The organism is Phnomibacter ginsenosidimutans (genome assembly GCF_009740285.1).
In the GTDB taxonomy this organism is placed as follows: Bacteria; Bacteroidota; Bacteroidia; order Chitinophagales; family Chitinophagaceae; genus Phnomibacter; species Phnomibacter ginsenosidimutans.
In genome coordinates this window covers 1,342,755-1,367,567 of the sequence record NZ_CP046566.1, presented here as the reverse complement: position 1 = coordinate 1,367,567, position 24,813 = coordinate 1,342,755, and the positions used below count along the sequence as shown (strand labels likewise).

The following is a 24,813-nucleotide window of genomic DNA, read 5'->3' as shown; positions in this document are numbered from 1 at the left end:
AGCAATTCCATATCGCTGTAAATTGCGCTTTACGCTATGGAAAAACTAAAACGCTGGTTGTATGCATTAGCTATCGCTATTTCCTCAGCACTGCTGGTGGCGTTTGCGTACGACATTGAACAGGGCACCACTATTGAACTATCCAGCACCCAGATAGGCAAGCAAAAAATATTGATCTTCTTTGCCGAAACATTTGGCCTAAAAGGAAGCATTGTGATAGCCTCGCTGGCTACCGGATTGGGCTTGTATTTCGCCATCCGGCAGCATGTTGTAAAACCGAAGTGATTGAATAGCGGTTCCTGATGACACAAACCAAGGCTACGCTGTAATATGCTGATGATAACAGCAGCATGGGCGAAAAAAAACTTGTATTCCTCTGTGCCCTCTGTGCGAAAAATAAAACACACTACAATGGCTCCACATTGCGCAGCAAATCCTCAAAGGTATCGCGGCGGCGAATGAGTGTTACTGCTCCATCCTTCACCATTACTTCAGCAGGCTTGTAGCGACTGTTGAAGTTGCTGCTCATTTCAAACCCGTAGGCGCCTGCGTTATAAAACAGCAGCAAATCACCTTCCCGCACTTCGTTGAGTTTGCGGTCCCAGGCAAAAGTGTCGGTTTCGCAAATGTTGCCGACTACTGCATACTGCTTCGGCTCCCCATCAGGGTTGCTGATGTTTTTGATGTAGTGATAACTATCGTAAAACATGGGGCGAATGAGGTGGTTGAAGCCCGTGTTGATGCCCACAAAAGTGGCGGCTGCTGTTTCCTTGAGCACGTTTACACTGGCAAGGAAATAACCGCATTCACTCACCATGTATTTACCCGGCTCAAACCATACTTCCAGCGGTTGCCCATTGGGGTTAGGATGGTTGGCAAAAGCAGCACCAACTTTGGCTGCCAGCTCATTGATGTCTGTCACCTGCTCGCCTTTACGATAGGCTACTTTAAAGCCGCCGCCGAGGTCGATGTATTGCAAATGCTGAAACATGGGCACAATATCAAACAGCACTTCAATGCCCTGCACAAATATGTCTACGTCTTTTATTTCGCTGCCGGTATGTATGTGCAGGCAATTCACACGGATGTTGTATTGCTGCACCAGTGCCAGCACCTGCTGCACCTGATCTACCGGTATACCAAATTTGCTCTTATCATGCCCGGTAGAAATTTTGAGGTTCCCTCCTGCCATAATGTTTGGGCGAAGGCGTAAACCCACCGGATAGCTGTTGCCAAAGCGGGCACCAAATTTTTCCAGATTGCTGAGGCTGTCAATGTTTACATGCACACCCAGATTCACGGCTTCAGCTATTTCGTCAAAAGCAATGCCGTTGCTGGTGTACAAAATATTGCCGGGCTGTGCACCCGCATACAAGGCCAGTTTTACTTCGTTGATAGAGCTGCAATCAATACCAGCACCCATGCTGTGCACATGGCGCAAAATATGCGGATTTGTAAGGGCCTTACAAGCATAAAAAAAACGCACTTGCTGTCCGGCAAAAGCCGTGGTTAGCTGCTGGTACTGCGCAGTGATTTTATCGGCGTTGTACACGTAAACGGGCGTGCCGTACTCGGCGGCTATGGCGGTGAGCTGTTCGTTGCTCAGGTGTTGTTCCAGGCTCATGATGCTGTATCAGATTGCTTGTTGTTACAAACCCGCCGTCGTGGGGCGGGTTTGCAGGTATGTGTCAATAAATTAAGCTTGTGTTGGTTCGTCATCGGCAGGCGCCGCGGCATCTTCATCAGGTGCATCAGCAGCTGTGTCATCGTTTTCGACAGCTTCTTCAGCCGTTTCTATTTCAGTGGTTTCTTCCTGCACTTCTTCTATGGCTTCGGCCGCATCTATGGTGGCTTCTGCATTCAGCATGATTTCTTCCATTTCGCCATCGGCATTTACCGCCAGCATATTTACCTCTCCACTGTTTTCATCAGTTGCATGTTCGGCTGGTGCGGTTGCATCTGACTGCTCGGCTTCCACATCGCTGTCTACCATGTGGGCTTCGCCTACAGCAGTGGGCATCACCATATCAGTGGGCACAATATCGCTGAGCTTGGGCAGCTCTTCGGGACTATTGATGCCGAAGTAATCCATAAAGGTTTTGCTGGTGGCATAAATGAGTGGGTGGCCGGGGGCATCTTCTTTACGACCTGTAATCACCACCAGTTCTTTTTCCAGCAGTTTTTGCACGGCGTAGTCGCTGTTTACCCCACGGATGCTTTCAATTTCGCCCTTGGTAATGGGCTGCTTGTAGGCAATGATGGCGAGTGTTTCCAGTGCTGCAGAGCTCAGGCGTTTCAAAAACTTATCGCCATTGAGCACGGCCACGGTTTTGTGGTAGGTACCCTTGGTAAGGAACTGCCAGCCACCGCCGCTTTCCCGTACTTCGAAGGGATAAAATTCGCTGCTGTATTTTTCACGAACGGCTTCAATGGCACTCTCCACCTGATCGAGGGTGGCCCGCTCTTCCATAAAGGCAATGGCATTGTTGACCAGTTCGAGCAGGTCGAGGGTGGTTACCGGTTTTTCGCTGGCGAAAATGAGGGCTTCCACATGCGGTATAATCACAGATATTTCCATGCCTGAATGCTTTAAAGTGTAAAATCAGCGGGGCTGAATGGGGTACCAAAAAAATGAAGAATTACCGAAAAGCAATTCTTCATGTTCAATTTTATGCGTTGTTTTTTCGAACTGTCGGCAAAGCTTATCCCTGCAGGGCGGCGGCACCACTCACAATCTCGGTCAGTTCGGTGGTGATGGCAGCCTGGCGGGCACGGTTGTAGCTGATCTTGAGGCTCTTCAGCAGTTCGCCGGCGTTTTCGGTGGCTTTGTCCATGGCCGTCATGCGGGCACCATGCTCACTGGCGTGGGCATCCAGCACGGCCTTATACAGTTGGGTGTTCAAAATTTTGGGCATCAGCTCCGCAATGAGTTGCTCCTTGTTGGGCTCAAAAATGAAGTCGGCCTTGGCAGCACCTGCTTTCTTTTCCATTTTAGGAATGGGCAGGAAACGTTCTACCTGAAAACGCTGTGAAGCGGCATTCTTGAATTCGCTGTATACCACTTCTACCACGTCGAAATCTTTGGCCAGGAAGCCGTTGATGGCAGCCTGAGCACAAGCCTGCACGGCTTCGAAGCTGAGGTGGAGGAAAATGTCTTTATGGGTAGCATCGGTATTGAAACCCTGTTTGCTCAGGCTTTCCCAACCTTTTTTACCAATGTTCCAAACGGTTACATTTTTCTTGGCATGCTGGGCAGCGTACTGCTCCAGAATGGTGGCTTTGGCCAGCTTTACCAGGTTGGCATTGTAGCCACCGCAAAGGCCGCGGTCGCTGGTAATGAGGATAACCAATACCTTTTCGATAGGACGCTCCACCGTGAGGGCACCGCCGGCTTCTACCTCGGTATTGCTCACAATATTGCTCAGCATTTCCTGCAATTTTTTGGCATAGGGCCTCATTTGCTGGATACCATCTTGTGCACGGCGCAGCTTGGCGGCACTCACCATTTTCATGGCCTTGGTAATTTGCTGGGTACTCTGTACGCTTTTGATTCGGTTACGAACCTCTTTTAATGCACCACTCATTCGGATTAATGCTTTTGGGCCGCAAAAGTAAGGCTTGCCCGTGAGGAAACAAGAAGGTTTTTGCGCCAAATGTGCACATCCTTGCATTCTGGTTTTTTGCAATCTGGCCAACGGGTAAAACTTATCGATGAAATGCTTGTGTGGCCTGATTTACAGCAGGTTTTGAGACGGCAATTTTTAATATTTTTAAGTACTTCTTGAGGGAGGGGTATCCATTCACGAACCACACACACAACATTTACAGATATCTGACGGCCATTTACCGAAAATGAAGCCGAATTACAGCCTTACGGCTATGATGTTTGGCAGAATGGCCGTTAATTTGTACGAGTTTCGGCCCCGTATATAGCCTTAGTTTGGACTGTCTGCCGATTCAGTTTAATTCCCCCTGATTAGAAAGAATGGACCTGTCCTGTTGGGTAACCCTATACCCCACAGGTGGTTGATGTATGCTCCTGCCAATACCGGACGTATGATGATGGCATGTCAATCCGTTGGCCTGATTGTACTTCACCAACAACTGAACCTATAAACTAAAAAGCCAAATGGCCAACCAGCGAGGAGACTCAGAAACATTAGCATACATACTCGGGCAATTGCAAGCATCACTTGACCGGATTGGCGACGCCTGCCTGGCACTCGACCCTAACCTGCGTTGTGTGTTTGCCAACGAGAGTGCTGCCACATTACTTGGAGAAAGCAAGGAAACGCTGATGATCAACAACACCGTCATTAGCAACAATCCTTTTTTTGAACCGGAAATTCTTACCGCATTTAAGGCTGCCATCAGCACACAGCAGCAGCAATTTTTGGAAGTACCTGCCCGTGACTCAAAGGCTTGGTATGCTTACCGCATTTACCCCGACACTCAGGGCATTTCTGTATTTATTGAAACATTGCCGGGCTACGCTCAAACATCAAAGGCCCGAAAAGAAGCTACTGACAATATGCAGCGGCTGATGGACGAACTGCCCAACGGCATGCTGCTGGCAGATATACAAACAAGAAATTTTGTATACGCCAACAGAGCCATCTGCGACATGTTTGGCTACACAGCGGAAGAGTTTGAACAACTTTCGCCGGTGCAGCTTCACCCCGAGTACGAAACACAGCGGGTAATAGAAACATTCACAAGCATGCTGGAGGGCAAAACCTCCCATCTTACCAACCTCGATTCTTTGCACAAAGACGGCCACATTTTTACCGTAGATATTTCTGCCGTTATTGTTTCGTTCAAAGGGCGGCCCTGTATTTCTGGCTTGTTTCAGGATGTAACAGAACGAAAACAACTTGCTGAACTTGAAACAAAAGCCAAGGAAACTATTGCAGCCAGTGAAATGCTCATGCGACAGGCGCAAGACATTGGCAACATGGGCTCATGGGAAATCCGGCATTCGGATTATCACATCAAATGGTCGGAAACCACTTGTCGCATTTTTGATATTAACAGTAGTGATTTTGAGCCAACCCACAGCTTTTTCATGCAGTTTGTATACATCCTGAAGATGTGGAGTTGGTAGATACTGCCTTTTCAAAACACATCGAATACCGGTCAGACTTCAACATTATTTTCCGAATCATCACGGCAAAAAAAACGCTGAAGTATGTGCACGAAAAATGCCGGACAGAATTTGATGCACAGGGTAGACCAGTGAGAACCATTGGTATTGTAATGGACATTACCAAACAACGGCTGGCCGAATTGGCGCTGAAAGAAGAACAGCAAAACTATCAGTCGCTCATACAATATGCACCTGTGGGTATGGTGGCCATAAGCGAAGACGAACATGTGTTTTTGGGCAACAAAAAATTTCAGCAACTAACAGGCTACAAGCCTTACGACATAGACAGCCTGCAAGATTGGTGGGAAAAGGCTTACCCCTCGGTAGAAAGCAAAAAAAGTGCACAAAAGAACTGGGAAATTATCCTGAGCAATAATGGCAAAAGAAAATCACCCGTCCCCAATATAGAGTCCGTTATTGTGTGCAAAGATGGTAGCCTGAAAAATGTTGAGATAGGTTACGTCTTCACAGGCAAAGTATCACCTGATGACGTTTGTCGACATTACACAACGGAAAATAGCGGAAGAAACACTGGTTACCAACGAAGCCAAGTTCAGAAGAATTGCTGAGCAAATGACCGACATGGTTTGGATTGGCGACCTGCAATACAAAGCCAGTTATGTAAGCCCATCGGTTGAAAAGATTTATGGACTAACCGTAGAAGAATATTTTACCACGCCGCTGGAAAAAAGATTTCCGCAGCACTCTATCGACACTTTTAAAACCTTACACCAAAAGCTACTGGCCGAGCTGGAAGCCAACCCTGCCCTGCAAAGCCGGGAAGTGACCATGGAAATTGAGGCGTACAGAAAAGATGGCACTCCTATCTGGGTAAAGAGTACCACCAAAATTTTAGGTGCGACGACAACTACAAACCCATTGGCATCATGGGTGTAAGCAGCGATATCACAGCCCGAAAAAAAGCGGAGATTGCGCTGGCACAAAGCGAAGCCCGTTATAGAACCTTATATGATGCATCTCCTGTAGGTATTGTGGTTACCGGCAGCGAAAACGAAATTTTGCTGGGCAACGATAGTTTCAAAAAAATGACCGGCTACGACTATCAGGATGTGGCCAACCCGGAAGCATGGTGGAAAAATGCCTACCCCGATGCTGAATACCGCGAGAAAATATCGACAGAATGGCTACAAACTATCAACCACGCAAAAGCCACTAACAGCAGTGTAACTGCTTTTGAAGCTTACATCACCTGCAAAAACGGTGAGCAACGATATTTTCAGCTGGGCTTTATGCCAGGCAGCGAAATCAACATCATCACATTTACAGATGTACACGACCTGCGTATGGCACAGCAGGCTGTAGCCAGAGCATCGGTAAACATGCACAACCTGATGGGCGGCCTGCCACAAGGCGTTGGCATTGTCAATCACATTACCCATCGTTTTGAGTATGTAAACAACGCCCTTTGCAAACTCTTTGGCTATACCCCCGAAGAGTTTTATACACTCACTCCCAAAGACCTGCATCCGCCATACGAATATGAGCGGGTGAGAGAAGACTTTGCACAATTGGAAGCCGGTGTAATGCATGAAACTTTGTTGTATGATGTAATACACAAATCGGGCACCGTATTACAAATGGAAATCACGCCCATATTTGTTGAATACAATGGGCAAATGACCATTGCGGGAGTATTTAGTGATGTGAGTGAAAAAATTCAGGCAACTAAAGCATTGCAATTGGCCAAAGACAAAGCTGAGGAAAATGAATTGTTGCTAAAGCAGGCACAACGCATCGCCATGATGGGCTCTTGGTCGTTGGATTATTTGCAAAACCAGTTGCAATGGTCCGATGCGGTGTATGAAATTTTGGGCCTCATCCCCGACTCTGTTATTCCTACCTATCCGCTCTACCTCAGCTTTGTACACCCCGACGACAAAGCACTGTTGGATGACGCCTACCAAAAGCACCTTCAACAACAGGCGCCATACGACGTAAGGCATAGAATTGTTTTGAAAAACGGCAGCATTAAGTACATCAATGCAAGTGGCGTTACTGACTTTGATGAAGTTACAGGTGAACCACTGTACACCATTGGCATTATGACGGATGTAACCAAGCAGGTACAGGCCGAGCAAACTTTGTTGAAAGCAAAAGAAGAAGCAGAAGCCAGGGAAGTGATATTGAAGCAGGTGCAGAAAATTGCTAAAACAGGATACTGGACATTCAATATTGAACAAAATCATATAACCTGGTCGTCAGATGTTTTCGACATTTTTGGCATGGATGAAACAGATCCTGTTCCTGTATACCAGCAATACATGAGTATGATGCCGAAAGAAGATGCTGCGTTGGTAGACAAAACTTACCAACAGCATCTGAGCCAAAGAATCCCATACGATATTACACATCGCATTTATACAAAACAGGGAGAAATAAAGTATGTACATGAAAGATGCGAAACCTTCTATGATGATAATGCAAAGCCAATTAAGTCACTTGGTGTAATTGCAGACATCACGGCAGAACAACACTCTACCACAGAATTAAAAGCACAGGCGCAATACATCGACTCACTGCTACAGGCCATCCCCGACTTGCTGTTCGTTCTCGATCAGGGAAGGCAAATTCACTGCATTCAAATCCTCCAGCGAAGCACAGCTGCTGATGCCGCCGGAAATGTTTATGGGCAAAAACTTCAATGAAGTAATGCCGCCAGAAATATGTGCTTCTCTTGATCCGATTTTTCAATTGGTGAAAAAAGAAAAAAAGTACTCAACTGGCAATACCAAATGGAATTGGGCGAAAACAACTTGCGCTACTTTGACGCCAAGTTGCAGTTGATGGAAAACGGCAATGTGCTCATCCTTTCGAGAGACATCACCGAAACCCAACAGGCCGCTTTGCTGCTGGAAGAGAGTGAGCAGAAATACAAGTCGGTGTTTGAAGCAACACCTGTAGGACTGGTAGCTATTTCTGCTACAGGAGAAATACTATTATCCAACCAGCATTTCCGTACACTCACCGGATATACAAAAGAAGACATACCCAACATAGAAAAATGGTGGACAACCGCCTACCCCGAAGAACAATACCGGACAGCCATACGTACTGCATGGGATGCTGCAGTGTTGAAAGCATTGCAAACACAAACCAATGTAACACCTATGGAAGTTTCCATTGTGTGTAAAAACGGGGAATCAAGATACTTTGAAATCGGGTTTGTAATTTCTGGCGACATCAGCCTGGTTGCATTTAATGATGTGCACGACAAACGGCTTGCACAATTGCAATTGGCCGAGAGTGAAAACCGTTTCCGCCAGATTGCAGAAACGGTAAATGAAGTGTTTTGGCTCCGTTCAGCAGATTTTAAAGAACTGCTCTACATCAACCCCGCTTATGAAAAAGTATTCGGTAGAAAAATTGCTGATTTACATGAAGAAGAACGCTTCTTCTTCAATGCAGTACATCCGGAAGACCGGGAAATGGTTTGGAACAACTTCGAACGGTACAAAGAAACGTTGGAGTTTGACATGGTGTACCGGATAGTAACACCCGACGGAGCAATAAAATGGTTAAGAAACAAATCGCTGCCGGTAAAAAATGAAGAGGGTGAAGTGGTGGCCCACGCAGGCACTGCCGTAGATGTAACTGACAGAAAACTAGCTGAAATACGTTTAAAGAATCAGGAAGAGTTTCAGCATCTGCTGATGCAGTTGGCTACAGAATTCATCAACGCACCGGTAGAACAGTTTGATGATGTAATGAACCGCATGCTCGAAAAGGTAGGCTTGGCTACACATGCCGACAGGTCGTATGTATTTGAGCATGACTACAGTAACAGTACCTCCAGCAATACCTATGAATGGTGTGCAGAAAATATTACGCCTGAAATTGGCAACCTGCAATCGTTGCCCATGCATTTGTTTGCCGATATTTTGGCAGCACACAATGAAGGAGAAGTGTATCATGTACCCAACATTGAGGCACTGAGAGATACACCGGCACTGTACCAACACTTCGCAGAACAAGGCATTCAGTCATTGGTGGTATTGCCACTCATGGTGCATCAGAAGAATATCGGATTCATTGGCTTTGATGCAGTTCGCAAACCCCGTTCTTTCAAACCATCCGAAATACAACTGCTGCAGGTGCTGGCAGAAATTGTAACCAACGCCATAGTTCGCAGAAAATCTGAAACACAAATACGTGATAGTGAAAATGATTACCGCCGCTTGTTTGACACAATGGCGCAAGGCGTAGTGTATCAGGACAAAACCGGGCATATCATTAAAGCCAATAAAGCAGCTGAAAAAATATTGGGCCTGAGCCTTGACCAAATGCTGGGCAGAATATCTACCGATTCCAGATGGCATTCTATTCACGAAGATGGTACCATCTTCCCTGGCAAGGAGCATCCGGCTATGGAAACCCTGCGGACCGGCAAACCCGTGCACAATAAAGTAATGGGCATATTCCATCCTGAACTGGAAAAATACAGGTGGATTATTGTTAACTCTGAACCCGAGTTCATCCATCCCGACGACACGCCCGATCGGGTGTTTGCCACCTTTACCGATATCAGCGACCTCAAAGCAGCAGAAGCAGAATTGAAAGCGCAGGCAGAATTGCAACAAATGCTGATGGAGATTGCGACTACTTACATCAATATTCCGCTGGATCAACTCGACCAATCCATCCATCATTCACTGGGTACCATTGGCCGTTTTGTGCAGGCAGACAGGGCATACATTTTCGACTATGACTTGGATGCACTTACCTGCTCCAACACCTACGAGTGGTGCGAAGACGGCATAGGTGCAGAAATAATGAATCTCCAAAACATTTCAGTAGAAGGCATGCACGATTGGTTAGACAAGCACAAACAGGGATTGCCCTTTGTGATAGCTGATGTGCAACTGCTCAAAGATGATTCGCAAAAAGAGTTGAAAGAAGTATTGACAGCTCAACACATTCAAAGCCTTATAACGCTGCCGCTGATTGATAACAACCGGCTGTTAGGCTTTATCGGTTTTGATTCAGTAAGAAAACCGCACTACTATTCAGAAAAAGAACAGCAACTCCTTCACCTGTACACACAGGTATTGCTCAACGTAAAGAAACGTTTGCAAACAGAAAATTCATTGGAAGAAAACAAACGCTTCCTCGAGAACATTATCGACAACTCGGGCTCACTCATTTTTGTAAAAAATCTGGATGGCACTTACAGAACCATCAATAAAAGATTTGAAGCAATGATTGGCAAAAGCCGTCAGGATGTGATTGGTAAAACGGATGTGGAAATATTTGGCGAAGCACAAGCCAAAATATATCGGGAGCACGACAATTATGTAATGCAAACGGACAAAATACTAGAAGTTGAAGAATTGGTAGAAACAGCCGAAGCTGTCCATCATTTTCTCAGCATCAAATTTCCCCTGAAAGACAACGAAGGAAAAGTTACAGGGGTATGTGGCATGAGCACTGAAATAACCGAACGTAAAATTGCTGAAATGCAACTTCGTGAAAACGAAGAACGACTGGTTCAGCTTACTACCCTTTCCCACACCTTTGCCTGGGAAGTAGATCAAAACGGTCTTTTCACTTATGTAAGCGATGTAGTCACAGAAGTATTGGGATACACCCCGGAAGAAATGGTGGGCAAATTGCATTATTACGATTTGCATCCTGAAGAAAACCGCTCCACCTTCATTGCGCTTACACAGCATGTATTTCGCAATAAAGAAACCTTCAATGATTTAGAAAACCCAGCTGTACACAAAGATGGACATGAAGTATGGCTGGCTACAACCGGAACGCCGATTGTAGATGAACATGGAAATCTCAAAGGTTATCGTGGTGGCGACACCGATATTACCAGAAGAAAAAACATGGAGCTTGCATTGGTAAAGAGCGAAGCTATTTACCGCTTGCTTGCCGAAAACTCTACCGATGTCATCTGGATATTAGATATCAACTCACTCTCACTAACTTTTGTAAGCCCGAGTGCAATTGAGTTGCGTGGTTATACTGCTGCAGAATCAATGGTGCAGCCTGTGGAAGAATCCATGACACCCGAGTCTTACAAAGCAATTGCGGCCAAGATTCAGGAAACACTTGCAACATATGAAGCAACCGGCATATTACCCCCTGCTGAAATGTTGGAGATTGAGCAATACCACAAAGATGGCAGCCATGTGTGGGTAGAAGTAGTAGCTAAGCTACAGTTGAATATGGATGGTGAACTGGAAGTGTTGGGTGTAAGCCGAAACATTACCGAACGCAAAAAAGTAGAGCAGGAAAAACTGCTGGCTCAGGAAGCGTTGAAAGAAAGTGAATCGAGACTGGAAGCAATTATCGAAACTACTTCGGATAATATTTGGTCCATCAACAATCAATACGAAATACTGTACATCAACGGTATGTTCCGCGAAGCTTTCAAACAAAGCTTTGGTTTTGCGCTGAATAAAGGCGACAATATTCTTCAGGTACTGCCAGAACCATTCAAGAGTTCGTGGAAGGAGCACTATGATTTTGTATTGCACAACAAACGCAGAAAATCATTTGAGGAGCGGTACGATTTTGCTGAAGGCAGTATGTGGGTAGAAGTGGCCATGTTCCCGATTTTGGCCAATGATGACATTACAGGCGTTTCCTGTTTTGGCAAAGACATTACCCAACAAAAAGTATCTGAACTGGCATTGGCTGAAAGTGAACAGCGATTCAGAACCATGTTTAGAGACAATACTTCGGTGATGTTGCTTATCAATCCTGAAGATGGCCAGATAATAGACTCTAACGCTGCCGCAGAAAAATTCTATGGCTGGTCTGCCGATAAGTTTCAGTCTATGAAACTCACAGACCTGAGTTTGCACCCGGATAGCACCAGACAAAAAATGCAACTTGCGCTTGCAGAGAAAAATGCACGGTATGAGATGGTGCACAAAAAGAGCAACGGCACACTCTGCGAAATGGAAATCTTTAGTAGTCTCATCCACATTGAAAACCGTTTGGTCATTCATGAAATCATACACGACATATCGGATAAAAAACGAGCCGAGGCTGATTTGATTGAGAAAAACAAGCAGCTCAATCTATTAATCCAAAACATCCCCGGTGTTGTGTTCAATTGCATCAACAATGATGACAATCACATGAACTTCATCAACGATTATATCAAAGAAATAACCGGGTATAGAGCTGCTGAAATTAATGGCACAGAAAACATCTACTACCGAAAACTCATTCATCCAGAGGACTTACCGAAGTTTGATTTCGCCGTAGAAACAGCCTACCAACAAAAGCAACGCTACAATTACAGCTATCGACTGCTGAGTAAAGACGGCAGCTACAAATGGGTATACGAAATTGGTGAGTTCCAGTCTTACGAAGGTGCGTCGCTCAACAAGCGAATTGACGGAATCATTTTCGACATCACCAACCAAATAACCAGCGAAGAACAAAAACTTAATGCAGCATACGATGCCGCAGAAGCTGAGCGTACCCGTATTTCGCATGAAATACACGATGGCATACAGCAAACACTGGTGGCCAGTAAGCTGAGTATAGCATCCATGCGCAAAGACATTGATCAGATTGGTGGCCGCACCCTTGAGAAGTTTACCAATGGCCTGCAGCTGTTGGATCAGGGTATACAAGAGGCCAGAAGTATTGCACATGCATTGATGCCTAAGCAAGTAAATGATTATGGTTTTGCCGTAGCCGTTGAACACCTGATTGTGAATCTCGACAAAAAAGTGGAAGTCAACTTCGAGCATCCGGGACTGATGCTGAACGATGGCAAGTTTGGCACCAACCTGTTCAGGATAACACAGGAAGCTGTCAACAACATCATCAAACATGCACAAGCCACTAAAATCGATATTAAACTTTCTGAAGCGGGTAACAGATTGATTTTAACCATACACGACAATGGCATTGGTTTCGAAAAGAGCCTGCTACATTCACCTGATAAGGGTATTGGCATGCAAATTATGGCCAGCAGAGCTGCAGCTATGAATGCCAACTTTGATGTGGCTACAGCGAAGGGAAAAGGCACTACGATTATAGTAGATGTACCATACGAGTAAAAGACAATTAAACGGCGCAACAACGCAACAATTTACCACCTGACTATGCAAATGGTCAGGTGGTTTTGCATAGGGGCAAAAAGAACGGCTGCATTACTGCAGCCGTTGTAGCTGATACGATTAAGGGCTGTAATTATTTCAATAAGTCCACATCGTTAGCCTGTCCTTGCTATAAAATTGAGTCTATTGTTTCAAGAAAAAACTGATATATGTCAGATTATCTGCATAGGTTAATGCGGATACACAAACGGCAGCCCGTTGCCGGACTGCCGCCTTTCTCAATCACCAGAGTGAGTGTGTATCATCACTGTTTTACCACTCTCTCCTTCGCTATTCCCTCATTGCTTTGAAGCTCTATCACATACGTACCTGCTGCCAAACGGGCTATGTTTACTGATTCGCCTCGTTTCCAATTTTGCTGCAGCACCACATTCCCTTGCATGTTGTACACTTTTACAATACCAGCATTCCAAGTTGTATTCAACTGAACAGATTGACTGGCAGGGTTTGGATATACTTGCAACACGAATCCGGCCGTTACAACTGATTGCAGTTTTATCACCTGACTGTAGCTGTATTTTCCGTCTTTGTCTATCAACTTCAAACGGTAGTATTGTACACCCAACACTTTACTATCGGTATAGTTGTACGTAGCCGCTGCGCCTTTGGCAGCAACAGTTGTAATGCTGCTAAACCTTACACCATCTGCACTTCTTTCCAGTTGCATTTCTTTTGCATTTACCTCTGCACCGGTTGTCCAGCTAAGCTGATTGCCTGATGTCGTTGCTTTGCCTGTAAACTGACTCAGCGTAACAGGCAGTAACAAAAACTGATCATTGCCCAGGAAGAAACCACTAAAACCACTGGTATTAAAAGTTACTTCCCAACGACTCATGGTTGCGTTCCAAACAACTGCGGTTGGCGTAATTTGTATACCCGGCTGCGAATAAGTGGATGGATGTCCGCTACCATCGCTGCTGGTACCACTGTATTTGTAAATACGAATATTATCTTTCAACTCCTCTGCATCTGCTGCATTGTAAGGCAAGTCGCTGCCATTGTAGGTAAGATTGTATTTGTCAAAATCATCCTGAGTATAGTAAAGGGTTACCACAGCCGTAGCTGTTGCAGCATTGCTTCTCGGCGTTATTTGATAGGTACGAGGTGCATACGGTACTCCGCCATAACTACCTGCTGTGTTCCCTACCCAAACCTTGCCATCAATTAATCCACTTACAGGTTGTGCACCACTCGGACGAACCAATGCCAGAGTGCGGCAATTGACACTTGTAGCCAAATAGTTACTGTCTATTTGAACCGTGATGGTTGATTCATCTTCATGAATAGCCAACTGCCCCTCTTCAGATCCGTTACAAGCAGCTGAAAATGATTTTACGTCGCCGTAAGCAGTACCTGCAATGTTGGTAGCATAAGCCCTGTAATAATAAAGTTGACCCAAAGTAAGCCCGGTTACAGATTGCTGGAAAGCCGCATTACCGCTTCCCATTGATACTGTTGTAACGCCCGGTTCACCCAGCACCGGTGTATTATCAGAAGTACTGTAAACAATGCCTTTAGCAGTGGCAACAGCCCCGCCATCAGCGGTAATATTGCCACCCAAAATTGCAGCGGTAGATTGCACCTTCCGCACATCATTGGTAACTACAGTTGGTGCTACCGCTGCTGCAATCACCAATACATTAGCAGTGCCCGTAATGGAACTGGTGGTACCGCTTACAGCATGTGTAGTACCAATGAGTGAAGCAACAGTCAAATCAATTGTTGCCAATCCATTGGCATCTGTGACGCTGGTAGCTGCTGAAAAACTTCCACCATTGGTCGAACTCCATGTAACCGTTTGCCCTGCCGTTGATACAGGATTATCATATTCATCAACTAACTGAGCTGTTACAGGAATGGTAGTACTAAATACTGCCGCAGTTGACAAAGTAATCATGTATTTACTAGCAACACCCGCAGTTACATTAATAGCGTCTGTATCATCATGTAAGCCCACATCACCATCTGGCAGCAAGGCATCTGATGCCGTTACTGAATAGCCATCTGCTTTAGTAGCGGTATACCAAAATGAAGCACTCGACTGACCATCTGGAATCACCACACTGGTAATAGTGTTGCCTGCAACGGCTGCGTCATAGAATGTTCCGGTAGTTCCATTTACAGAAAGATAAACAGTCAATGCACCTGTGGTAACAGCATTTGCATAGGCATCTGTACGTGACACGGTATACGCTGCTCTTTGACCTGCTACAATATCTGCAGGAGCATTCAATACCAAATGATATTGCACGTTAGGCGCTATCAAAGCAAGTGTGGCAACACCCGTTGCTGTAGGATCATCAACACTCACTGCAGTAATGGTTTTGTTGATGCCAGCTGTTGTCAGCGTCATGTTTTGTGGGGTTAACACACCAGCTGTAAAGCCAATGGTTTCTCCTGCACCAGCTGTAATGGTTGAAGTACTGGAGAGTACCACTTTACCAGTAAATGACGTGAATGTATTGCCTGCTCCAGCAGCACCATCTTTCGCTACAATCTTTATGGGAAATGACACACCTGCTACCTGTGTACCAATGCTGGCGTCCAGCGTATTGGTAATTAAAAAACTAGTAACACCGGTAACTGTTACAGCAGCAGACAATGGACTGGTGACTCCGCCAACAGTATTGGTAGCAGTAATGACTGCGCCTTTATACAATTGGCCCGCAGCAAGACCTGTAAGTGACCAGCTGGTACCGGTTGTAGTACCCACAGGGCTGCCATCAACATACACTGTAATGGTGCCACTCACGGGTGCTGTACCCGATACACTGGTACCACCTACTACATAGCTGCCTGTAATGCTTGGGGCGGCAGGTTGTGATGCAGCAACGGTTACTGTATTGCTGACAGCACTCAGGGTTTTACCAGTGGCTTTGGCATAGGCTGTCAACGCATTTGCTGGTGCTGTAGAAGAAAGCGTTAAGCTACTCACAGACCATGTGCCGTAAGCATTTACAGTAGTTGTACCCAACAATGTAGTACCTGCGTATAATGTAATAACCGTACCTGCGGCTTCCGTGCTGGTACCTGTCACTGTTTTGCCGCTACCAGCAATGTAAGCACCTGTAATAACTGGTGCAGTGGTAGCAACAGCCGATGCCTGCACAATAACAGCAGTTGACAATGGCGACAACATTTGGTTCGTTGTAGTACCTAAAGCCCTTGCCTCCAATCTATCACCATCTATAAGTCCGGTGATAGAAAATGAAGTAGACGCAGCCGATGCAATAGTAGTACCTGAAGTTCCTTTCAAAACACCATTTACATATATGTACAAAGTAGCCGTGCTGGCATCATTGTTTTTTACCGAGATACTTGTTGAACCGACATTGGCATATACAGGCGTAGTAGTTATAGAAGGGGCTACTGTAGGCAAACCATCAGATGAATTTCCATAAATGGCAGTGGATGAATATCCGGAAGTACATCCATTGTAAATCACTTTTGCTACATATGCTCCTTTTACAGCACCCGAAGAACCTAACGAATATTGCATAGTGCCCGTTACGCCCATGTATTGCGCAGGTGTTGCATTAATTGCAGTATAGGTTGTACCATTATTTGCCGTAAGGCTATATGCAATTACTTGTACGCTATTTGCAACAGGGGTAACACCTGCAGGCCAGCTCCAGGTGATGGTGAGATAAGCAGCACCTGTATTAGTGGCAGAAGTAATTGTAGGAACTGCCGTATAACAAATGGGGGCAGCAGTAACCGTAACCGCATCTGAAGCAGCAGATTCAGTTTTGCTACTGGCAGTAGCTTTAGCCGTAATTAAATCACCAGCTGCCAAACCCGATACACCGGATAACGTCCATGTATTACTACTAACGGTAGTGGTACCTATCAGCGTACCATTTTTGTAAACGTTGATAGTAGTACCGTCTGCTTCGCTGCTGGTACCACTAATACTTGTACTACCACTATTAATGCCAGCATTTACAACCGGCGTTTGACTCACAGCTGCAGGATAAGTATATCCATCTGTAAGATCAGACAACGGTGTTGCCGGAAAAGCCGTAATCAATGCTTTTGCTATTGCGGTTCTATCGTTGCCATACAAGCGGTCATCCACACCATTAAAATCAGATACCGTACCTGTAATACCACTGCCGGCACTTATCAATGTAACAAGCTGCAATCCTTACAGGCTCTGTCGTTACGTTTAATGCACTGAATGGAATGAAGAAATCGAGGAAATAATCTTTATCGCTGTTGTTCGTACTCAACGCTATGGAACGTTGGCAATAATTATCAATAGGAAAAGATTGCGTAAGCGTAGTAGTGGATTGCGTATGCTCATACACGGCTACAATTCCATTACTACCTGTCTGCAACACCACTTCTCTCTCAAACCCCGGATTGTTGCCACTCCAGGTACCAAATGTATTGTTGATGTCCATCAAAAATGAAAATCCTTTGGAAGAAGTAGCATTGCCACCCTGTCGGAAACGAATGATTAAATAATCGGTGCCCCCCACATTTTTTTTGAGGATGTAACAAGACTGCTGGTTGCTCGCAAAACTGGCGATATCTGTAAAACCACCCGCACCGCCGGAAGTAAGATCACCTACAGGTTCGCCGCCAAGCACTGGCAAGGGTATCATGCGCAATTCGCTATTGCTTCCGTAATCCGTGCCGGAAAAACCAGCAGTTGTCAACGATGTAAATCCATCACCATTAGGATCGAGTATTGACTTACCTAAGGCATTGCCAGCGGGCTTATAAATCAAGCCGGGCGTTTGTGCCAAAACTGTGTAGGTACACAGCAACAAAAGCACTAACGTGCTGATTTTTTTCTGGAGTTTCATAAAATGAATTTGAGGTATGGGAGAGGTAACTAAGAAAACGATATAGACAAATATTCAGACTGAGGCCTTAGCCATAAGCTTGAAAACATTGCACACTTGATAGAATAAAAATGACGCCAGGCCGACCGAAAATAGTGGCATCGGCATCAGAGTCTTTGCACACTGTAGCGTGTAAAAAAGTATTCATAAGAGAGATTTATCATTTACTTTCTTTCCTCAGGTACAGGATAAATCTCTTTGACAAAAGAACAATCAACTAGCAAAAAAAGCACAACTTTCAATACCAACAAAATACCTATAGTACAAACAACGACAGTCCTTGTAGTATAATGTATGGCCTATCTCAGACTACAAAATCATTTACATAAATGTAAAATGAGTGATTGAACGACTTAATGACAGAAATCATAAAACATTGTACTGTCAAAATAAAAGTATCCTTTTCAACGAAACAGGTCTTTAAAACCCGAGGCAAGATTCATTGGCTAGCATCTTACCTCGGGTCTACACTTTCAATACTGCTACAACTTCATCAACCTGGCTGTTTGTATGGCATCTTCAGCTTGAAGTATAATTGTATAATAACCTGGTTTCAATGTATTCAATTGCAACGGAGCTGGTTGCACCCATGGCTGTTGCATTACAATCCTCCCCTGTCCATCTATTATTTTCAATTGTGCTTTTGAAAGATTCGTTTGCAAATACACTTTTTGTTGTGCAGGATTAGGATGAACATTGAGTTGCGAAATCAGTTGTTGCTGACTGCGCCACTGCCACACATTGCTGTAACTCATTTTTCCATCTACATCCATTTGCTTCACCCGGTAATACAAGATTGAGGGTTGACCTGCTATAGACCCACTCCAATGATAACGCTGTATTTGTGTTGAATTTCCGCTTGCTGCTATAGCATTACTCACCGCTGTAAAATGAATGGCGTCCGTACTTTGTTCTACTATGAATGCTTTGCTGTTGATTTCTGTTTGAGTAGCCCATTTCAATTGAATGATATTATTGACGAGCTGACCTGTTAAGGTGAAACCCGTAACCGGCAATGTATACAGCAGGTTGATATTGTACGTTGCGGGTGTCGCATCTTCCTGCCCTGCTGCATCAACCAATGCGTACGTAAAACTTGTTGATGTTTTGCTGATATCATTAAAACGGATGGCCAATAAATATGGATCATAATTACTAATCGTTGTATTGGCAGTTACAGGCACTCCATTGTACAACAATGTAGCATCGGCTGGCGCAGGTATTGTTTTAATCACAAAAGTTGCGCCAGTGCTTACACTATTAGCAGTCGGGCTAAGTTCGGGGTCGCTCCCACTCAAGGGAAAATTATCTAACTCATACAAACGCCCAAGCGATAACTGAATGCCGACATTATCTGTTTTATTATCCGATATTGGCAACTGGTTCATTCCTAATATGGCATTGCTTACATCAGTGCTGACAATGGAAACACTGAGTTTACCGTCAACCGTTCCATCATTGCCGGTACCTGTTCCATTTTTTTCACCAACACTTGCCCAACCCGATATGGCGCTATATGTACTTAAGCTACTTCCATAAGCCCGAGAAGATGAAGACAGAATTAAGGTATAAGAAGACGATGGCTGAATACCATCTGCAGTAGCGAAACTAAAAAGTACCATCTGCAGCAATAGCTTTGCTGGACAGTACGTACCCGGCTGCTGATACAAGATTGATATATGTTCCACCTCCGTTACTTCCTGTTCCGTCTATTTGATTGTCTGTCATGCCATCAGCATCATTGTATACATTACCACTGATGTTTAATGGAGGACAACCAAATGATGCTGCAAAAACTGCAGGAACAGATTTATATGCTCCTTCCAATACAGTAATCTCAAAGTTTCTGGTACCGCTCGATGCAGGCACCCGGCCATTGTAATACTTCATCGCATCCAACATCGCCTCTACTTGTGCGGTGGTAAATGTGCCTGAAGTTGGCGTAATTCTAATTGTATCAACACCAGTACCACCAGCAATTTTAGCCACATTGTAGGTAACACTACTTAATGTAAAGTTTTGAGTACTGTTTGAAGTAAAGCCTAACTTAATAGTATCAGTACTGCTGGCAGGACTGTTCGGAATAAACATCTCCTGAGTACCATTCAAAATGGTAGCTCTTTCGAACACAAAGTCGATGGCACTGATGGTGCCTACGGTGCCGGTAAGATTTGTTGCTCCTGCGGTAATAGAAACCGGATCTTTACAAAAACTACCGGTATTATCGATACCTGTAGTGCCCGTATTCAAATCGAGCACCGGAACCGATAAAGTAGTAGGCGTTGTTGTCCATACCGGCCCTTGGCCAATATCTAAGAAATAATAAGCTGCACCATTGGCGCCCCCCACTACAATTTCAAAATGGCTGACTGTAGTATAAATAATCCTGATTCGGTTTGCATCGGCTGTTACAGCAGTTGTATTGGCATTTGTACTTGATCTAAATCTGGTTAAGCCTGTTGCTGCACTGTATGAAACAATAATATTGCTGCCCGTGCCAGTTAATAATTGAGCCGAATTGAATTCACCAAAATCATTGTACTGATTTGAATTGGTACCACCATTTCCGTCAATGTCGTAAGTATTGAGATATACATTTTGCAAGATGACATTGGTGCCCGTATTGGTAGTGTTGTTGTAACTACCACCCAATATAAACTGGAAAAGAAACTTACAACTTCCTCCCGCAACATCCCAACTAAAAGTAGGCGCAAAATATCGGTCCAGGTTTGCCGACATGCCGGTACCGGTTGATGATGAATAATCAAATGGAATAGTTCCGCCAGCAGCACTGCCGGGCAATGTGAATGTGCCACCAGATATACTTACTGTAGTTACAATGCAATCGATTTGCTGACTGCCAATAGTAATCACATTGGTGTAGAGCGTTATATTTCCTGCGGCACTGCCATTTGTGCCAACTTTGTGCACTTTATTAGCAGCCAAAAAATCAATATTGGCAAAGTTGGCATCAAAAACCTGTTGCGAATAAGCCGGAACTACCAGCATTAATGAAGACAACACAAGGGCGAAAGGCCATAAAAAGAAAGGGTTGAGTAGCGATTTTTTCATATTGAAAGGTTGAGTTTGCCGATGATGGAAAATCATTCTGATACTCAACTCTTTTGCAATTTCATAAATACAAACCCTGTTAACTACCTCATTACAATGAAGCAGACAACAAGCCTTACTATCCTATTTATCAATAGCATAGCAGGTATCATAATTCGTACAGAAACCTATGATATCAACATGATTTACCTCTAGGATTTTCTTTCTTTCAGAGGGGACAATAAGGGCAAATCATCTTTGCATGACGCAAAAAGTGTGCGAAAAAATAACTTTTATCATTTCCTTCCAAAATAATTTTAGCCAATGTTTGTAGTTGGCCCGTACACAGCTTTACAATCAAAAACCATAACAAAGTTCCTGCTCATCAATGTTGCAAAACCTGACGTATGTCATGGTTTCACCTGCAGGTATTGGGGCAAAAGAAAGAGGAACAACAAGTGTTCCTCTTTCTATAATTTACTAATTCGGTATTAAGACCGCCGGCAACCCTGCCTGTTGATACAATTTATTGAAGGCTGATATTTCATTGGCCAGCATTTGCTGCATGGCTGCTTTTTGCTTTTCCCAAATGGCATGCATGGCATCAAACTGCTCCTTTTGTCCTTTGGTTACATAAGGAATATTGGTGTCCATTTCGCCACGCAGGAAAATGTAGTCGGCAGAAAGTTTGTTTACAAAATTGATGATATCATCATTGGATTGAGCCTTGTTTTGTACCAGTTCATCTTCCCACTGCTGCAGTTTTTTCACAATGGCCTGGCCTTGGTCGTACAAGGTTTTTTGCGCCGCATTTTTAGCCAGACGTTCGTTGATGCCTGCTACTTGCTGCCGCACTTTCCGCATATTCAGCACCGACTGATGAATGTCGTTGATATCATCTTCCACTTTCTTTTGCCATTGTTGCTGCTCGGCATACTCAGCTTTGGTGGCTGTAATTTTTGGATGAGGCATTACACGTACTTGGGTCGTTGCTTCTTTGCTACCCATACGCAACCGCAGCAAGTACGCACCTGGCGCCACTTTGCGTCCCTGATAACTGCCCTCAATAAATACTCTTGGCACACCTTTTAAAGTTGGGTATCTCAAATCCCACACAAAGCGGTGCAAACCTTTGCTGGCAGGCAATACGGGATCAGCATCGGGCCCGCCGGGGAATGACACAAACTCCGGATCGGCTTTGGAAGAATAAGTCCGAACTACTTTACCGATGTCATCAATCACGTCGAGGTACAAGGTGGCCGAATCTGCCACATCTTCGTGCAACTGATAATACACGACTACACCACTCGCAGCATTTACACCAGCACTAAGTGTAGCAGCACCTATTTCCTTTGCTGCCGGATCGTATTCGCCATCGAGCATGCTGCCCGAGCTGGTGCGTATTACATCGTTGGGTTTGTAAATAGCGAAACTGTTGGCAGATTCACGTCCTTTGTATTGACGCAACATGTGTAAATCGTCCAACACCCAGAAAGAACGGCCCATGGTTGCAGCAATGAGATTGTTATGATGAATCCGCAAATCTGTTACAGGCGTAACAGGTAATCCGAACTGCAGCTGTTGCCAGTTGGCACCATCATTCCATGAAACATACAAACCTGTTTCGGTGCCGGCAAACAACAAGCCTTTGCGGGTATCATCTTCCCGAATCACTCTGGTGTAAGCTCCATCAGGAATGCCGCTTACGATTTTTGTCCACGTAGTACCATAATCATTCGACTTGTACAAAATAGGCTGCTTACTATTGAACTTGAAGGTAGTAGCAGCAATGTATACAGTCGCCTTATCGTGTGGCGATACTTCAATACTATTGATGAGGCACTCTTCCAGGTTAGCAGGAGTAACGTTCTTCCAGGTTGTGCCACCATCTTTGGTGAGCTGTACAAAACCATCATCGCTACCCGTGTACATCACGCCTTTTTCATGCTTTGATTCCGTTACATAAGCAATGGTGCCATAGTTTTCGCCACCAGCACCTTCGTTGGTAAATGGTGTACCACTCATGCCCTGCTTGCTTTTATCGTTGCGGGTAAGATCTGGTGAAACAGCAGCCCATGTTTTACCGCCATCGCTGGTTTTAAACAACACATTGCCTGCATGATAAAACGTGTTGGCTTCGTGCATGCTGTAAATGATCGGCGCATTCCAGTTGAAACGGTACTTCATGTCTTTAGGCATGAGTGCCTGATATTGGATTGGTGCAACCATCACGCCTTTTCCTTCTTTGGCATCTGTGTCCAGCAGCTCGATAGTGCCCTGATAACTACCACCCATTACCCAACGTGGGTTGTTGGGATCGAAAGCCAGAAACGCACTTTCACCACCAGCACTGTAAGTCCACTCTCTTTCACCGATGCTCCAACCGGCGGGGTTATTGCTCATGATTTTTACACTGGTATTGTCTTGCTGACCAGCGTAAATATGATACGGCCACTGATTGTCTACATTGATGCGATAAAACTGTGCAGTAGGCTGATTGTTTTGCGTACTCCAGTTGCCACCAGCATTGAAGGTGACCGCTGCACCACCATCATTGGCGATAATTTGGTTTTGGTTGTTAGCAGGGTTAATCCACAACTGATGGTAATCGCCATGCGTACCGCGAATATTGGTCCATGTTTTACCAGCATCCACCGATTTTAAACCCGGTGAGTTTAATACATACACCGTATTCTCTTCTTGCGGATCCGCAAATACTTCTACATAGTACCAAGCCCGTTGTGTAAGGCGGTGATCTTTACTGGCCTGAAAAAAGGAAGCACCTGCATCGTTGCTGATGTACAAGCCACCTTGCTCTTTGTCCCAGTCGCTTTCAATCAGGGCATACACTTTATTGGGGTTTGCTCTGGAAATGCTCACACTCATTTTACCCAATTGTTTAGGAATGCCTTGTTCAATTTTATCCCAGGTGTCACCACCATCTACACTCTTGTACAAACCGCTTCCTTTACCGCCGCTACGTACTTCCCAAGGATAGCGCTGATGATCCCACATGGCGGCATACAACACTCTTGGATTGCTGACGTCAATATCCAAATCGGCACAGCCAGTGCTATTGTCAACAAACAACACTTGCTTCCATGTAGCACCGCCATCAACAGATTTGTACACGCCCCGCTCCGGGTTGGGGCCATACAAATTGCCCTGCGCTGCTACGTATACAATATCAGGATTAGTGGGGTGAATCCGTATCCAGCTGATTTGCTCCGTTGCTTTCAATCCCACATGCTTCCAGGTTTTGCCTGCATCAGTGCTTTTGTACACGCCATCACCGTAGCTGGTCATTACACCACGGGGTGCATGCTCTCCCATACCCACGTATATTACATTTATGTCGCTTTCGCTTACAGCTACTGCACCAACAGATCCTGTGTTGAAATAGCCGTCAGAAATATTGAACCAGGTTTGCCCGGCATTTTCTGTTTTCCAAACACCGCCACCAGTTGTACCCATATAGTATACCTGTGGATTGCCTTTTACGCCTGTGGCAGTAACAGACCGGCCACCACGAAATGGCCCGATGCTGCGAAACTTTACAGACCGCAAATCTTCAGCAGCCGTTGACTGGCTTAATGCAACATTTTCAGTTGGTTGCACTGCAACGGCAGGCTTTTTCCTTTGAGCCATTGCC

Annotated in this window: 14 protein-coding genes; 6 read left to right on the top strand and 8 right to left on the bottom strand. The window is 45.0% G+C overall.

Annotated features, from left to right (window positions below):
* The first annotated feature begins 36 nt into the window (after positions 1–36).
* A complete protein-coding gene (locus GLV81_RS05815; protein ID WP_157477659.1) occupies positions 37–285 on the top strand; it encodes a hypothetical protein in 249 nt (82 codons plus the stop codon).
* A 121-nt stretch (positions 286–406) separates the two neighbouring features.
* Here the strand turns inward: GLV81_RS05815 and lysA are convergent, their stop codons facing one another.
* From lysA to atpG, 3 genes are all read right to left on the bottom strand, one after another.
* Positions 407–1,624, bottom strand: a complete 1,218-nt coding sequence (gene lysA, locus GLV81_RS05810) for a diaminopimelate decarboxylase (RefSeq protein ID WP_157477657.1) — start codon at positions 1,622–1,624, stop codon at positions 407–409.
* Positions 1,625–1,696: 72 nt separating this feature from the next.
* The gene (scpB, locus tag GLV81_RS05805; RefSeq protein WP_157477655.1) at positions 1,697–2,578 is read right to left on the bottom strand and encodes an SMC-Scp complex subunit ScpB; all 882 of its coding nucleotides are present in this window, start codon (positions 2,576–2,578) and stop codon (positions 1,697–1,699) included.
* Between the two features lie 124 nt (positions 2,579–2,702).
* Complete coding sequence (atpG, locus tag GLV81_RS05800) at positions 2,703–3,584, bottom strand: ATP synthase F1 subunit gamma (protein ID WP_157477653.1); 882 nt, start codon at positions 3,582–3,584, stop codon at positions 2,703–2,705.
* Between the two features lie 545 nt (positions 3,585–4,129).
* Between atpG and GLV81_RS05795 the strand changes: the two genes are divergently transcribed.
* From GLV81_RS05795 to GLV81_RS05775, 5 genes are all read left to right on the top strand, one after another.
* Positions 4,130–5,104, top strand: coding sequence for a PAS domain-containing protein (locus GLV81_RS05795; RefSeq protein ID WP_157477651.1), 975 nt, complete (start codon positions 4,130–4,132; stop codon positions 5,102–5,104).
* Positions 5,092–5,715, top strand: coding sequence for a PAS domain-containing protein (locus GLV81_RS05790; protein WP_157477649.1), 624 nt, complete (start codon positions 5,092–5,094; stop codon positions 5,713–5,715). The genes GLV81_RS05795 and GLV81_RS05790 overlap by 13 nt, the downstream gene beginning before the upstream one ends.
* Complete coding sequence (locus tag GLV81_RS05785) at positions 5,633–6,043, top strand: PAS domain-containing protein (RefSeq protein ID WP_157477647.1); 411 nt, start codon at positions 5,633–5,635, stop codon at positions 6,041–6,043. Before GLV81_RS05790 ends, GLV81_RS05785 begins: the two co-directional genes overlap by 83 nt.
* Positions 6,034–7,812 (top strand): PAS domain-containing protein, encoded by a 1,779-nt coding sequence (locus GLV81_RS05780; protein WP_157477646.1) that lies wholly within the window; start codon positions 6,034–6,036, stop codon positions 7,810–7,812. Before GLV81_RS05785 ends, GLV81_RS05780 begins: the two co-directional genes overlap by 10 nt.
* An 87-nt stretch (positions 7,813–7,899) precedes the next feature.
* On the top strand, positions 7,900–13,197 hold the full coding sequence (locus GLV81_RS05775) for a PAS domain S-box protein (RefSeq protein WP_157477644.1): 5,298 nt from the start codon (positions 7,900–7,902) through the stop codon (positions 13,195–13,197).
* Between the two features lie 304 nt (positions 13,198–13,501).
* Here GLV81_RS05775 and GLV81_RS05770 read toward each other — a convergent pair whose 3' ends face one another.
* From GLV81_RS05770 to GLV81_RS05750, 5 genes are all read right to left on the bottom strand, one after another.
* On the bottom strand, positions 13,502–17,386 hold the full coding sequence (locus GLV81_RS05770) for a T9SS type A sorting domain-containing protein (RefSeq protein WP_157477642.1): 3,885 nt from the start codon (positions 17,384–17,386) through the stop codon (positions 13,502–13,504).
* Positions 17,346–18,071, bottom strand: coding sequence for a hypothetical protein (locus GLV81_RS05765; protein WP_157477640.1), 726 nt, complete (start codon positions 18,069–18,071; stop codon positions 17,346–17,348). Before GLV81_RS05765 ends, GLV81_RS05770 begins: the two co-directional genes overlap by 41 nt.
* Before the next feature lie 521 nt (positions 18,072–18,592).
* The gene (locus GLV81_RS05760) at positions 18,593–19,732 is read right to left on the bottom strand and encodes a T9SS type A sorting domain-containing protein (protein WP_157477637.1); all 1,140 of its coding nucleotides are present in this window, start codon (positions 19,730–19,732) and stop codon (positions 18,593–18,595) included.
* Positions 19,719–21,182 (bottom strand): hypothetical protein, encoded by a 1,464-nt coding sequence (locus tag GLV81_RS05755; protein ID WP_157477635.1) that lies wholly within the window; start codon positions 21,180–21,182, stop codon positions 19,719–19,721. Before GLV81_RS05755 ends, GLV81_RS05760 begins: the two co-directional genes overlap by 14 nt.
* 459 nt (positions 21,183–21,641) lie before the next feature.
* Positions 21,642–24,809, bottom strand: a complete 3,168-nt coding sequence (locus tag GLV81_RS05750) for a WD40/YVTN/BNR-like repeat-containing protein (protein ID WP_197428971.1) — start codon at positions 24,807–24,809, stop codon at positions 21,642–21,644.
* Positions 24,810–24,813: the final 4 nt, after the last annotated feature.